Source organism: Enterococcus sp. 12F9_DIV0723 (genome assembly GCF_002174375.1).
In the GTDB taxonomy this organism is placed as follows: domain Bacteria; phylum Bacillota; class Bacilli; order Lactobacillales; family Enterococcaceae; genus Enterococcus_A; species Enterococcus_A gilvus.
The window spans coordinates 852,203-866,834 of record NZ_NIBK01000001.1 but is presented as its reverse complement, the minus strand read 5'-3'; the positions used below and the strand labels follow the sequence as shown (position 1 = coordinate 866,834).

16 protein-coding genes are annotated in these 14,632 nt (G+C 43.0%); 1 reads left to right on the top strand and 15 read right to left on the bottom strand.

Annotated features, from left to right (window positions below; all coding sequences use genetic code 11):
• Window positions 1–27: 27 nt before the first annotated feature.
• The 9 genes from recO to A5868_RS04210 form a co-directional block, all read right to left on the bottom strand.
• Window positions 28–807, bottom strand: coding sequence for a DNA repair protein RecO (recO, locus tag A5868_RS04250; RefSeq protein WP_086305540.1), 780 nt, complete (start codon window positions 805–807; stop codon window positions 28–30).
• Window positions 808–866: 59 nt separating this feature from the next.
• Window positions 867–1,766 (bottom strand): GTPase Era, encoded by a 900-nt coding sequence (gene era, locus A5868_RS04245; protein ID WP_086305539.1) that lies wholly within the window; start codon window positions 1,764–1,766, stop codon window positions 867–869.
• A 32-nt stretch (window positions 1,767–1,798) separates the two neighbouring features.
• A complete protein-coding gene (locus tag A5868_RS04240) occupies window positions 1,799–2,197 on the bottom strand; it encodes a diacylglycerol kinase family protein (protein ID WP_010781509.1) in 399 nt (132 codons plus the stop codon).
• A complete protein-coding gene (gene ybeY, locus A5868_RS04235; protein WP_010781510.1) occupies window positions 2,175–2,648 on the bottom strand; it encodes an rRNA maturation RNase YbeY in 474 nt (157 codons plus the stop codon). Before ybeY ends, A5868_RS04240 begins: the two co-directional genes overlap by 23 nt.
• Window positions 2,648–4,852: an HD family phosphohydrolase gene (locus tag A5868_RS04230; RefSeq protein ID WP_010781511.1), complete on the bottom strand. Its 2,205-nt coding sequence runs from the start codon at window positions 4,850–4,852 to the stop codon at window positions 2,648–2,650. The genes ybeY and A5868_RS04230 overlap by 1 nt, the downstream gene beginning before the upstream one ends.
• 15 nt (window positions 4,853–4,867) lie before the next feature.
• A complete protein-coding gene (locus A5868_RS04225) occupies window positions 4,868–5,788 on the bottom strand; it encodes a PhoH family protein (protein WP_044926416.1) in 921 nt (306 codons plus the stop codon).
• Between the two features lie 490 nt (window positions 5,789–6,278).
• A complete protein-coding gene (locus A5868_RS04220; protein WP_010781513.1) occupies window positions 6,279–6,725 on the bottom strand; it encodes a GatB/YqeY domain-containing protein in 447 nt (148 codons plus the stop codon).
• Between the two features lie 21 nt (window positions 6,726–6,746).
• The gene (gene rpsU, locus A5868_RS04215) at window positions 6,747–6,923 is read right to left on the bottom strand and encodes a 30S ribosomal protein S21 (protein WP_002356740.1); all 177 of its coding nucleotides are present in this window, start codon (window positions 6,921–6,923) and stop codon (window positions 6,747–6,749) included.
• Window positions 6,924–7,061: 138 nt separating this feature from the next.
• A complete protein-coding gene (locus tag A5868_RS04210) occupies window positions 7,062–7,499 on the bottom strand; it encodes a Fur family transcriptional regulator (RefSeq protein ID WP_010781514.1) in 438 nt (145 codons plus the stop codon).
• A gap of 85 nt (window positions 7,500–7,584) precedes the next feature.
• On the opposite strand from A5868_RS04210, the gene A5868_RS04205 reads away from it, so the two are divergent.
• Entirely contained in the window at window positions 7,585–8,439 is an 855-nt protein-coding gene (locus tag A5868_RS04205) for a pyruvate, water dikinase regulatory protein (protein WP_010781515.1), read from the top strand.
• Window positions 8,440–8,444: 5 nt separating this feature from the next.
• On the opposite strand, the gene A5868_RS04200 is transcribed toward A5868_RS04205, so the two are convergent.
• The 6 genes from A5868_RS04200 to A5868_RS04175 form a co-directional block, all read right to left on the bottom strand.
• Window positions 8,445–9,371 (bottom strand): homoserine O-succinyltransferase, encoded by a 927-nt coding sequence (locus A5868_RS04200; RefSeq protein ID WP_010781516.1) that lies wholly within the window; start codon window positions 9,369–9,371, stop codon window positions 8,445–8,447.
• A 3-nt stretch (window positions 9,372–9,374) separates the two neighbouring features.
• Window positions 9,375–10,646: an O-acetylhomoserine aminocarboxypropyltransferase/cysteine synthase family protein gene (locus tag A5868_RS04195; RefSeq protein WP_086305538.1), complete on the bottom strand. Its 1,272-nt coding sequence runs from the start codon at window positions 10,644–10,646 to the stop codon at window positions 9,375–9,377.
• Between the two features lie 351 nt (window positions 10,647–10,997).
• Window positions 10,998–11,861 carry a homoserine kinase gene (gene thrB, locus A5868_RS04190; RefSeq protein ID WP_086305537.1) on the bottom strand — a complete coding sequence of 288 codons (864 nt, stop codon included), beginning with the start codon at window positions 11,859–11,861 and terminating at the stop codon, window positions 10,998–11,000.
• Window positions 11,858–12,916, bottom strand: coding sequence for a threonine synthase (gene thrC / locus A5868_RS04185; RefSeq protein ID WP_010781519.1), 1,059 nt, complete (start codon window positions 12,914–12,916; stop codon window positions 11,858–11,860). Before thrC ends, thrB begins: the two co-directional genes overlap by 4 nt.
• 2 nt (window positions 12,917–12,918) lie before the next feature.
• Entirely contained in the window at window positions 12,919–14,208 is a 1,290-nt protein-coding gene (locus A5868_RS04180; protein WP_086305536.1) for a homoserine dehydrogenase, read from the bottom strand.
• A 127-nt stretch (window positions 14,209–14,335) separates the two neighbouring features.
• On the bottom strand, window positions 14,336–14,623 hold the full coding sequence (locus A5868_RS04175; RefSeq protein WP_010781521.1) for an ArsR/SmtB family transcription factor: 288 nt from the start codon (window positions 14,621–14,623) through the stop codon (window positions 14,336–14,338).
• Window positions 14,624–14,632: the final 9 nt, after the last annotated feature.

The following is a 14,632-nucleotide window of genomic DNA, read 5'->3' as shown; positions in this document are numbered from 1 at the left end:
GCTGCCGCACCGATTTGGTACAGCAGCTTATTCTTCCTCTTTTGGCTTTAAAACATCTTGCCACTCACTCATTTGATCAATGAATTTTTTACTTTTTAAATGCAATCCGATATATTCTTCATACAATTGATCCAGCGTTTGCCGAATCGCTTTTTTTGTTTCCGGTTTTAGACTGATCGTATTGATCGTTTCGTAGGTGATACTATTGAACATTCGAAGAAAATAAATTGCTCTCGGATCTGCATGGTAGCGATGAGAATCTAGATCCCAATGCTCCTGACACAAGATCCCGTTATACTTCGATGAAAAATCAAAGGCGCCCGTTTTTTTGCCGCAGACTCCGCAAGCCTGCCAGTTCAATGAGACTCCAAAGCGCTGCATGATCTGTATTTCATAGATGTTCATGATCGTCTCGCCGTCTTCACCATCATTCATTCGCTGCAACGCTTCTCTTGTAAAGCCATAAAGCGCTGGATCATAGACATGGTCTTCGATCGCCGCATCCGCTAACCCTAAAATATAGGACCCATAGGCATTTAGAAAGATGTCCTCCTGCAGCTTCCGCAACGGATGGATCTCCTTTGCACTGTTGAGAAAGGACAGTCCATCTGTTTTTAAATTCCCGATAAAGACAGCCTCGGTGAAGGGTTGAACAGCCGTCTGCAACGGATTATTCGCCCGATGAATGCCTTTGGCAAAGAACATCACCTTCCCAGCAGATTCAGTAAAAATCTTGATCAGCTTGTCCTTTTCCTTGTAATCACGACTGAATAGGATGATCCCCTTCGTCTCGCCGATTTGTGCCATAGATGTCCCTCCAATTTCATGAGAAAAGCTCCACGAAAAATTCGTGAAGCTCCGATCCATTAATAATCGTCTTTGCGATACCCGTAATCTTGCAGATACGTTTGTTTATCGCGCCAATCTTTTTGAACTTTGACCCATAACTCTAAATACACTTTATCAGCCAAGAGTGTTTCAATATCTTTGCGGGCTTGCGTCCCGATGTTTTTCAACATTTTGCCGCCTTTTCCGATAATGATCCCTTTTTGACTCGTCCGTTCCACGATGATCGTCGCTTGAATATGAACCTTATCGTTCTCGTCACGTTTCATCGACTCTGTAACGACCGCGACAGAATGCGGTACCTCGTCTCGTGTCAAACTCAAGACCTTTTCACGGATCAGTTCGGATACAATGAAGTATTCTGGATGGTCAGTGATTTGATCATCAGGGAAGTATTGTGGTCCTTCGTCCATTTGATCTACCAAGACCTCTAGCAGATGCTCCACATTGTTTCCTTCCGTTGCGGAGATTGGAATGATCTCTTTGAATTCCATGATCGTACGATAATCATCAATGATCGCTAACAACTCATCTGGATGGATCGTATCGATCTTATTGATCACTAAGTAAACAGGCACTTGTTGTTTGCTCAAGCGCTCCAAAATAAAGTCGTCCCCACGGCCGCGCTTTTGTTCAGCACTGACCATAAACATGATCGCATCCACTTCTCTTAGTGCACTGTAAGCCATCTCCACCATGTAATCTCCTAAACGATGCTTAGGCTTATGGATGCCGGGTGTATCGATGAATACGATTTGTGCTTCAGGTATCGTGTATACCCCTTGGATCTTATTTCTTGTCGTTTGCGCTTTATCACTCATAATGGCGATTTTTTGTCCGACGATGCGATTCAGCAATGTTGATTTGCCCACATTCGGACGGCCAACGATTGCCACAAAGCCTGATTTATGTTCTGACATGTAAATGTTCCTTTCTGAACCTTAAGTACAGTTTACTTAAAGAAAAGCTCAATGATTTTTGGTAAAAAGATGATCACACCAACGATGATCGCAAATAGTGACGTCACCAACACTGCGCCTGCGGCCATGTCCTTGATCTTTTTTCCGATTGGATGGAAGTGGCAATCGGTCACCATATCCACCACATTCTCAAATACCGTGTTGATGATCTCAACGATCCAAACTAAGAAGACCGCCAAAAATATCCAGAGCCACTCCAACACGGAGACCCCTAATAAAAAGGCTACGAGAATCGCCATCAGCCCAAAAACGACATGGGCCCGCATATTACGTTCTTCCTGGAAGACGGTCTTGATCCCCTGAATCGCAAATTCCAAAGAGGTAACAAAATGTTTGTTTTTTTCGGGTTTATCTTTTAAGTCCATAGGCATCTAATATCTCTTTCTGTAGACCAAACATCTCTTTTTCATCCTCAGGAGTCATGTGGTCGTACCCATTGATATGTAAAAAACCGTGTACGGCTAAAAATCCTAATTCACGATCAAAACTGTGCCCGTAATCTTCTGCTTGTTCTCGCGCACGTTCTGTAGAGATCATGATGTCGCCCAGGTTCCGCGGCATCGGATTTTCTTCATCCATGATGATCGGAACCTCGTTTTCCCCTTCTTCTTCCAGTGCAAAACTAATGACATCGGTCGGTGCATCTTTGCCGCGATAGTCGCGATTGATGACTTGGATCGCCGCGTTGTCCATAAACGTCACAGACATTTCTGTATCTTCCGGTAGTTTTAAATAATCTGCCGCAAATTGCAGTACACCATCGATTTCTTGTATTTTTTCTTCAGAGACCTGCTCTGTTTCATCAATAAAAGTAATATCCATTACTCTGCCCCTTTTTTCTCTTGCTCTTCTTTCATCTTTTCAGCTTCTGATTGCATTCTTGGATACTTGATCCGTGAATGGAACGTGGAGCTCAATCCGCTGATCAATGATTTCTCAACGATTCGAATCTCTTTCAACGTCAACCCAGAATCATCCAGTTGCCCGTCGCTGATCCGTTCTTCGATTAAATTATGGACAAAATCCGTAATCTTATCAATCGAAGGATGGTCCATTGCTCTGACTGCTGCTTCACAACTGTCGGCAATGTTTACCACTCCCGCTTCACGCGTTTGAGGCTTCGGTCCTGGATAACGAAATTCCGCTTCGGTTGTTTCAGGATTCCGCTCTTTTGCTTTAAAGTAGAAGAATTTCATCAACGTCGTTCCGTGATGCTGGTAACAAATATCAATGACCATTTGCGGCATTTTGTATTTTTTCAAAATTTTCGCGCCTTCGATCACATGACCGAAGATGATTTGCTTACTGTCTTCCGGTAACAGGAAGTTGTGGGGATTTTCAGCCCCCGTCGGAAGATTTTCAACGAAGAAATTCGCATGACGGATCTTACCGATATCGTGATAATAACAAGCCACTCGTGTCAGCAGTGAACGTCCGCCGATCTCTGCTACCGCATTGGCACTAAGATTGGCGACCATCATTGAGTGATGGTACGTCCCCGGCGCTTCCTCCAACAATTGCTTCAGCAACGGATGGTTCGGGTTGCTTAACTCATTCAGCGTGATCACACCACTGTCTGTCACTAGAATTTCTATATACGGTTGAAGTCCCATGCCCATGATAAAGGACAGCATGCTAGCAGCGAATGCCCCCAGCAACAGGCCCCATGTCTGACTGTCCATAAAGGACATCCCTTGATAAATACTCAATATGATCGACCAAACAATCGGGAAGGCCACGATCCACAGCATCGCTTGTTTTACTTGGTCAGACAGCCGTTTTTGTTTCACCATTACAGCCAATGTTCCAGAAAAGAGATACGTCATCAAAATGACAGGAAGCATATTGGTGCCGATGGCTTTGTAATAAATAAACAACGCAAAAACCGTTTGAAAAACTGCGGCCAAAGCGCCCGCCCGTCGATTGACAAAGACGGTCAAGATCAACGGCATGAAGGCTGCTGGGAAAAACAGCGCCAGATTATTCGACGTGCTCCCTTGGAAGGATTGCAAGATCTTCATAATAATGACACCAATGGTCATTGTCGCACTATAGAATAAAATGAAGCGCACACGTTGAAACTCCACTTCAAACTGACGACTGTAAAACCATAGAAGCACTCCTTGTAAAACAGCAGCTAAAATCATTGCGATCAACGGGAAAACCGAGGTGCTTGAACTCGTCAAGCCTAGCAGCTTCAACTTGTTAATAGCATTTGCGTCGATTTGACTGCCTTCACGAACGATTACCTCACCTTGGAAGATCATGACTGGCTGAACGGATTCACTGGCTTGTTCCTTAAGCTCGTCTGTTCGCTTCTGGTTCAAAGAGTCATTGATGACGATGCCTTCTTCCAATAAATAGCGCATCGCTTGGTTTGCTTCATCCGTCAGATTTAACGCTTGGATCTTATCGATCGCTTGCTGTTTGTATTCAGCAAGGTCGCTCTGGCGAATCCGCTTCATCATTTGTTCATCTAACAGCTTCAAGCTTTCCGTTCCGACCTTGTTCAAATCACTCGTACCCAATTGTACGACCGCTTGGTAAAAGTCTTCGGGAAGCTCTTGGTAAAAGGATACAGTATCAGGGTCTAACCCTTCAAAATTTTTCTTCACTGCCGCTACACGTTCATCAACAGTAGGCTGAGGGACCTTTTCGCCGTCCTTTGCCTGAGAAACTTTGGTTTGATAATTTTTATCTAACTCGTTATTTGCCTTTTGAATAATCCCGATCAATTGGCTGATACGGTCATGCTGCGTCTGAGCAAGATCCGATTGATACGTGTACTCAGGCGTCACCGCCTCGGCAGCAAGCTGACGTTTCTGATCCGTCTCCGCTTTGTTTTCAATCGTTTTGTTGGCCCGAATACTCTCCGTAGCAACTTGACCTTCTTTGTAGTCCACGCTCTTTTGAAGCACGCTAGTAAGCATCGTCAAGACCAATATCGTTGAAAAGATCACTAAAATGATCGGTATAAATTTTGAACCTAACTTTTTCAGCAAGTTATTGATTGGTTGATTTAACATTCAATTCCCTCCTGACTACTTTTCTTGGTGTCGTAGGTTCTCTTGTTCATAGGCTTCGATGATCTCTGCAACAACCGGGTGTCTTACAACATCCCCCGTTTCAAAGTTTACGAAGCGAATTTTTTTGATTCCCTTTAACGTTCTTTCCGCATGGATCAGACCACTGACTTGGCCTCTCGGAAGGTCCACCTGAGAAGTATCCCCATTGACGATCATCTTAGAATTAAACCCAAGACGCGTCAAAAACATCTTCATTTGTGAGATCGTCGTATTTTGCGCCTCATCTAGAATAACGAACGCATCATCTAATGTACGTCCACGCATATAAGCCAAAGGCGCAATCTCGATGACGCCCCGCTCTAATAGACGGTTGGTATGCTCTACACCAAAAATTTGATGCAGCGCATCGTACATCGGACGCAAATACGGGTCTACCTTTTCCTTTAAATCGCCTGGCAAGAAGCCCAGACTTTCTCCTGCTTCTACTGCTGGACGCGTCAAAATAATGCGTTGGACTTCTCCCTTTTTCAACGCAGCAATAGCCATCACGATCGCCAGATACGTTTTCCCAGTTCCGGCTGGGCCAACACCAAATACTACATCTGATTTTCGTACGGCTGCAATATAGCGGCTCTGCCCAATATTTTTAGGGCGAATAGGCTTCCCATTACGATCCTTCAGCAATTCTTCTTCATACATCATAATAAATTCATCCAAGTGATCTTCGCGTGCGAGACGCAATGCGGTCATGACGTCAGGCGTAGCCACCTTGATGCCGCGATCAATCAGCAATTGCAATGTACGGATCACATCACCCACCAGCTTGGTTTCATCCTTTGGTCCAATAATCTGGATCATTTCACCGCGAGTATTGATCGTCGTTTCTGTATTGTCTTCTAAAAATTTTATGTGCTTATCATGGGTACCTAAAAGCATACTGATATCATCTTTCCCATCAAGCTTTATTTCTAACGACTCAAAATCGTTGCTATTCAACAAGCGTTCATCCCTTCGTAAATCATTCCTTCTTATAATACCACACTCTAAATAAAAGAAAAATTGTCTAAACTTTAGTTAAAAACAACCTAATAAACAAGTGAGCTTACTAAAAAAATGAGTCATTTTCCAGCTAAATCCCGTCACTTATGAATAATGAGAGGGATTGACCGAATTTCTTTCTTGATTAGAGTTCCCCTATTATAATAGATGACTTCCATTTTTCAAGAGCCTAGCCAAGATTTCTCCCTTTACATGCCTTTTTCTACACCTACCAATATCCATTCATGTTGCCCAATTTCTGTAAACTTTAGAAGCATTACGGGCAGCTAGCTCATTCTGTATGAATTCATTTTTCTAACCCGCTAAAGCGGGAAGAAAAACTGGCAAAAAAAAGCCGAGAGATTCTTCTCTCGGCTTTCATTATTGCTTACTTATTTAGAAGCTCTTTAACGATTGCATTGACTTGATTGCCATCGGCTTTACCTTTGACTTTCGGCATCACTGCGCCCATCACTTTACCAAATTCCTTTGGTGAAGTCGCTCCTGTTTTTGCAACTGCTTCTGTAACGATTGCACGGATCTCCTCTTCAGAAAGCTGAGCCGGCAAATAGTTTTCAACAATTACGATTTCCTTTTTGACTTTATCGGCCAAATCGGTGCGATCAGCTTTTTCAAACTCGGCTAAAGAGTCTCGACGCTGTTTCATCTCACGAGATAAAACTGTCAGTTCTTCTTCATCGTTCAAATCCTGACCTTTTTTGATCTGCTCATTTTGAATCGAAGCTTTAAGCATCCGGATCACTTGCAAAGTCTCTTTGTCTTTTGCTCGCATCGCTTGCTTCATGTCTTCATTCAAGGTAGTAAGTAGTGACAATAGAATCACTCCGTTCACAGACTAGAATTTCTTACGTTTTCTAGCTGCTTCTGATTTTTTCTTACGTTTCACGCTTGGTTTTTCATAAAATTCACGTTTGCGAGATTCTTGTAGAGTCCCTGCTTTTGAAACGGAACGTTTGAAGCGACGAAGAGCATCGTCAAGAGATTCATTTTTACGAACCACTGTTTTTGACATATAAATTCCCTCCCTCCGGGCTTGAAATGTAACCGTTTTTGTTATTGAAATGTACTTCCAAACAACAAGACCGTCCATAAGTTATTATATCCAATGGGCTATTTTGAGTCAAGGCACTGAAGAATTTTAATTCTTAATTTATTCATTAACTTTTTGGCATTTTTCACATCGGCCGTATAGCTCAAAGCGATGTCCTTCAATTTCACAGCCATCCAGTTGTTCTTTAAAAAAGTTCATTGGGCACATGTGGATCTCTTTCGTCATTCCGCAAACGGTACATATAAAATGATGATGGTGCTCAAAATTTTCACTGCAACTGAATCGGAACTTCATTTCACCCTGTAATTCAGTATCCTCGATCAGGCCGATTTCACAAAATTCTCTCAAATTACGATAGACGGTATCATAGCTCAATCCTGGAAATTGATCGTTTAAATAATCATAGACTTCACGAGCAGCAACATAGCGATTGGATTTGATTAAATAATCGAGTAATGTTTCACGTTTTTTTGTGTATTTAAAGCCATTTTCTTTTACCTTCGACAAGGCCTTTTCTAATAAAGTCGTCTGTGTCATGGTATCCCTCGTTTCAAAGTGTAATGATTCCGAATAAACAATATGGTATAATAAATTATTCTTGATTGCAAGGGAGATTATTTTTATGAATAGCGAAAAACAAAATGAGTTAGTCACTATTTTCATCATCTCCGATTCTGCTGGGGAGACTGCATCTAAGCTTGCCCAAGCCTCGATGGCACAATACCCTACCGTAGAATTTTGTCTCTTCCGTCGTACCTTTGTTCACACGGAAGAATTATTGATGAAAGCTTTAAATGATGCAAAAGCCGAAAACGGTATGATCATTTATACATTGATCGATCCAAAATTAGCAAAAATCGCAAAGGAATTTTGTGAAGACAAAGACCTGTTTACAATGGACCTGTTGAATCCTGTCGTCAGTGAGATCGGTCGACGAGCACATCTTGAACCGACGGGCGAACGAGGTGCCTTGCACCATTTAAATGAAAATTACTTCAAACGGATCAAAGCGATGGAATTTGCAGTCAAATATGACGACGGAAAAGACCCCCGCGGATTTTTAGAAGCAGATGTTGTGCTGCTTGGCGTATCCAGAACTTCAAAAACGCCATTAAGTTTATATTTAGCAAATAAAAACTTAAAGGTCGCCAACTTGCCGTTGATACCGCAAGCGCATATTCCAAAACAACTCTTTGAAATTGATCCGAAAAAAATCGTCGGATTGACAAATGATCCAGAAGTGCTGATCGGTATCCGTAAAGAACGCATGCGTGCCTATGGATTGAATCCTGAAACAGCCTACTCCGATCGTGAAAAAATTCAAGCGGAACTCAAATTTGCCAATGAGCTTTATCACAAATTGGGCTGTGAAATCATCAATGTTGCGACACTCTCTATCGAAGAGACCGCTGCTATGATCATGAGTGCCTTAGATTTAGAAGACCATAGTTATTACTTTATGGAAGAAGAAAGCTGAGATCTTTACGATCTCAGCTTTCTTTCTTCTTGTAATTCACGAATACGCTCTAAGCGATACGGAGTTATTTGATAGACGTCATTTAGCCAGTTGTGATAAAACAACTGTGCGTGAGCCCGCCAATAATTGTAAATTTTCCCGTTCTCATAATAATTTGCAGGCTTGGCCGTGTCCAATCCACGTTCATGATCCCGTAAGTATTCCTTTTCCAAGGTATCCGTTGCGTACTCGAAATGCCCCATTAGGAAAATGTCATGCTCATCTTCAGAGATCAAAATCGCTGATCGTTCGTTCTCATCTTTGGCGATTACCTTGATTTTTTTCTGACGAACTTGCTCTTCATTGATTCCCGTATAACGAGATTGCGGCATCCAAAAACGGTCATCAAATCCTCTAAATAAACGAAAGTGGTGTTCAATGTCCTGTTTAAAGATTCCAAACAACTTCTCCTCAAAGGGAACCTTTTCCACTCCGAAATGATAATACAAACCGGCTTGTGCTCCCCAGCAAATATGCACGACCGACGTTACAGAAGTCTGGCTCCATGCCATAATTTCTACCAGCTCCGACCAGTAATCCACTTCTTCAAACCTCATTTGTTCAATCGGAGCGCCCGTGATGATCAACCCATCATAGCAAGACTCTCTCACCTGTGAAAACTCCAGATAAAACTTATCTAAATGATTTTTACTTGTATTTTTATGCTCATGGCTTGCTACCTTTAAAAAGTCCACATCGATCTGTAAAGGGCTCTGACTGATCAATCGCAGCAGATGGATTTCGGTATCGATTTTATTCGGCATCAAATTCAAGATCACTAATTTCAGTGGACGAATGTCTTGATGCTCCGCTCGAGAGTTATCGATCGCAAAAATATCTTCAGATTCTAAAACAGACGTTGCTGGAAAATCTGGCTTCAAACGAATCGGCATACATTACCCCTCCAATTTGTCAAAAGCTTGGCGCAAGTCAGCAAGAATATCCTTTACATTCTCAATTCCACAGGATACACGAACCAATCCTGGAGAAATTCCCGCTTGATGCAGTTCTTCATCCGTCAGTTGACGATGTGTCGATGTTGCAGGATGCAATGCGCAGGTTCGTATGTCTGCTACGTGAACTTCTAATGACACTAATTCTAGCGCATCTAACCATTTCGCTGCTGTTTCTTTCCCATCTGCAAACTCAACTGAGATCACCCCGCATAATCCGTTTGGAACATATTTTTGAGCCAATTCATAATTTTCATCGCTTTCCAATCCGGGATAATAAACCTTTTTAATCGCCGGCTGCTGGTTTAAAAAGTTCGCAATCGTCAATGCATTCTCATAATGACGATCCATCCGAACCGGCAAAGTTTCCATGCCAAGATTAAGTAGGAATGAATTTTGCGGAGACGGTGTCGCCCCTAGATCCCTCATCAGTTGAACACGCGCTTTCGTAATATAAGCAGCTTCTCCAAATTTTTCTGTATATACGATTCCGTGGTACGTTTCATCTGGTTCCGAAAGTTGCGGGAATTTTCCGTTGTTCCAATCAAAATTTCCACCATCCACAATCACGCCACCTGTTTGCACTGCATGACCATCCAAATATTTTGTTGTACTATGGATAACGATATTTGCACCAAATTCGATAGGACGACAGAAGTATGGCGTCGCAAACGTGTTATCAATAATAAAGGGAACAGCTAATTCTTTGGCGATCGTCGCAAATTTTTCTTGGTCCAAAACTTTCACCGCAGGATTCGCGATCGTTTCACCAAAAATAGCTTTAGTGTTTGGTCTCGCCGCCTTCAGTATTTCTTCTTTTGAAGCATCTTGATCGATAAAAGTTACTTCGATACCCATCTTTCTGAATGTATGGGCAAATAGGTTGTAGGTCCCGCCATAGATGTAGCTGGAAGAAATCAAATGATCGCCTGCCTCTAAGATATTTAATACCGCATAGAAGGTAGCTGCTTGACCAGAAGATGTACATAAAGCGCCCACCCCACCCTCAAGCGCTGCGATTTTTGCTTCCACTGCACCTGTCGTTGGGTTCGCCAACCTAGTATAAAAATAGCCGGCTGCTTCCAAATCAAACAATTTTCCGATCTCTTCCGTAGACTCATAAGCGTAGGTCGTGCTCTGAACAATTGGGAGCACCCGAGGTTCCCCATTCTCCGGTTCATAGCCTGCATGTAAACATTTTGTTTCAAATTCCATAATTATTCCCTCCTGTTTTCGATTGATTTTTTCATTTATTTATTATAATAAAATGCATGATTCTCATACGCATATGATTTCACTAGCCTGCTGAAGCAGGAAGTGAAACTCACAAAAAACTCCCGTCTTTTCATATTGAAAGGACGGGAGTGCCGTGGTACCACCTTAGTTTACCAGTCTCTTTCAAGACTGATCTTGTGTCGTATTGCTACGAATTGCTGTAACGGGCATTCCCGTGTCTGGTAAAGACAATTGCTCCAAGGCCATCTTCCAATGAATCGCTGCTGCTTCTTCTCAATTCCCGAAGCTCTCTGTCAAGTCCGATTCCTTGTACTCTTCTCTTCAACGCAATTAAAATATTTGGACGCCTTCTTTTTCAACAGAAAGCACATCGATCATTGCTTCATGGTCAAAGGCTTTCAAGGCTGTGACCAGTTTTTCTGTATTCTCAGGCGGTGTCAAAACTAAGACTGTTGGACCTGCTCCGCTTAAAAAGCTGCCGTACCCGCCATAAACTTTACAAAACTCTCGAATTTTCTTCAAATGAGGAACTAAATGCTGGCGGTGACTTTCATGCAAAATGTCTCGCTCCATCATTTTTCCAGCTAAGGGCAAATTGCCGTTCAAAACTGCTGCGATCATAACATTCCCGATTGAACTGGCTTTTACCGCATCTCGATAAGACATTTCTTTGGGTAAAACAGCGCGACTTTCCGAGGTCAATAACTCATGATTTGGAATGAAGGCAATCACATCGCAATCAGGAAAGGCATGCTTCACAAAATTCACTTCATTATTGTTATAACTCGCCACTACAAAATCACCGCATATTGCTGGGGCGACATTGTCTGGATGCCCCTCGATTTTTGTCGCGTAAGTCACTTTTCTTTGCGGCGTCATCCCTAGATTTCCTAGTCGATTTGCTAGTTCGATTCCCGCTACAACGACGGATGAACTGCTTCCCAGACCTCGAGCGATCGGAATGTCTGAAGTCATCGTGATCTGATGTGGTGTCAAGTTGGGCGCAAGATCTAACGCCGTTTGGATCAACAAATTCTGTTCATCAGAAGGAATCTCACTGCCTAACTGATGCTTGATCTGCCATTTTTTTGTTTCTGGACCGATATCGATCGTCAAATATTGGGAGAGCGCGATACCACATGAATCAAATCCTGGGCCTAAGTTTGCACTAGTGGCTGGGACGCGGATTTTCATAGAGAAGCCACTCCTTCACGTAAGTGTCGGCGCATGTCCTCCAAGTCACTCATCTTATTAATCGTGATCGTTGTTTCGTTGATTGCTGTATCTGGGTCTTTCAAGCCGTTTCCAGTGAAGACTGTCACTACCGTTTCACCAGGCTTGATCCGTCCATTTTTCACGTGCTGGATCACACCTGCCAGTGAAGCCGCTGAGCCCGGTTCAACAAAAACACCTTCTTGTGCTGCAACTTTGCGATAAGCATTCAAAATTTCCTCATCTGTCACTGAATCAATATGCCCCTTCGATTCGTCGCGGGCTGCTTCGGCCAACTTCCAGCTAGCTGGATTACCGATTCGGATTGCTGTAGCAACCGTCTCCGGCGCTTCAATGACTTCACCTCTCACGATCGCAGCGGCCCCCTCGGCTTCAAAGCCGTGCATACGCGGCAAGGCTGTTCCTTTTTTCTCATGCCACTCTTTGAACCCTTTCCAGTAAGCAGAAATATTTCCAGCATTTCCCACAGGGATCGCCAATACATCTGGCGCTTTTTCTAGTTGTTCACAGATTTCAAAAGCGGCTGTTTTCTGTCCTTCTAAGCGGTATGGATTTACTGAATTGACTAACGCTACCGCTTCGGTCTCAGCAATATCACGAACTGCCTTTAGTGCTTCATCGAAATTTCCAGGGATCGAAATGATGTCCGCTCCGTAAGCAATCGCTTGGGCTAATTTACCCATCGCGATCTTGCCGTCAGGAATTACGACATACGCTTTGATACCCGCACGTGTGGCATAGGCAGCCGCGGCTGCACTCGTGTTGCCTGTCGATGCACAGATGATCGCCTTCGCACCATCCTCTACCGCTTTGGCAACTGCCATCACCATTCCGCGATCTTTAAATGATCCTGTAGGATTCAGCCCTTCATATTTTCCATATAAGGTAATCCCCAGTTCTTCTGATAAATTCTTTAAAGGAATGAGCGGGGTATTTCCCTCCGCTAGAGCAATCTGAGGCGTTTTATCTGTGATTGGCAAATATTCTTTGTATTGCTTTAATAGACCTTCGTACATGTTTATTCCCCCATAACTTTCATCAACGATACTACTTTATATGTTGTTTTTTCTTTGATTTCTTCTTGGATTTGGTTCATCTTTGTCTCTGATGTCTCATGTGTGACCACGACAACACGTGCATTTTCCCCATCCGCTTTTTCCTGAACAACTTGTTCAAAGCCTACTTGCGTCTGCGTCATAATCTCAGCAAGTTTCAAGAATTGTCCCGGTTCGTCCGGCATTTCCAGCGATAAAAAGTATTTACTAATATTTTCACTCGGCGACGTTAATTTAGTTGGCTGCGTATACCCTGTAAAACGATGGCCCACTGTATTTTTCTTCATCTTGTTAGCGATCGTCATCAGATCTGCCACGATACTTGTTGCTGTCGGACGTGAGCCCGCACCAGGTCCATAATACATGGACTCACCGATTCCTGAGCTCTTAACAAAAACAGCATTCATTTCATTGTGGATAGAAGCGAGTGGATGCGTATGAGGAACCAAAACGGGTCCGACTTCCACTGAGATCGTGTCCTCTTTTTTGATGGTTGAACCGATCAATTTAACAGTGTAACCAAGCTGGTCCGCCACCAGAACATCTTTTGCAGCGAGTCCTCGGATTCCTTTGATTTTGACTTGATCCATCGTAATAGACATACCAAATGCAAATTTACTTAAAATAACCATTTTATATGCCGCATCAATCCCGTCGACATCGTTTGTTGGATCGCTTTCCGCAAAGCCGAGTACCTGTGCTTCCTTCAATGTTTCCTCATACGTACGATGCTCCTGCACCATCTTCGTCAGCATATAGTTTGTTGTGCCGTTGACGATCCCTAGGACTTCAGTAATATCATCCGCCGCTAAACTGTTGGCGATCGTCCGCAAGATCGGGATACCGCCAGCAACGCTTGCTTCGTAGTACAAATTACGTTGCTGCTCACGTGCTAGATCCACTAGCTCACTGCCATGCTGAGCCAACAAGTCTTTGTTCGCTGTCACCACATGCTTGCCAGCTACCAAAGCTTCCTTGATGAATGTCTTAGCGGGTTCGATACGCCCCATAACCTCTACGACGATATCGATCTCTGGATCATTCAGAATCGCGTCCAATTCGGTAACCAGTTCCAAATGATATTTCTCCGCTAACGCACTTTTGTCCTCATTCGGTCGAATCAAGGCTTTCGTTACAAGCAAGGGGCCGCCAATACTTTTTTCAATTTTCTCTTGATGATCTGCCAAAATCTCTAAGACACCGGTACCTACCACACCTAAACCTAATAAACCCACCTTGACTGCTTTTTCCATATTCCGCCTCCGTTAAATTACATTCGTATTAAAAGTAATTTCATCGTATTCTAATAGTTAGCTATCAGTATAACAAAATTTTTGTAAAAAAAAAGAGCTTTTCCAAAAATTTTGGAAAAGCCTCTCTTTATTGATGCAAGACGTGTCGAAAGGTCTGCTCTAGAACATCTAAGACATGCTGATCGTCTAGACTATAAAGCATCGCCTTTCCATCACGACGCGCTTTGACTAATCGGTTATCACGCAATAATTTTAATTGATGAGAGACCGCGGACTGCTCCATCGCTAATGTTTCACTGATCGATGACACATTCCGCTCTCCCTCTTTTAGGAACATTAAAATTTTTAACCGTGTCGGATCACTCAAAACTTTAAAAAATTGACTTACTGCTTGAAATTCTTCGTGTTCCTTCATTTATAGCCC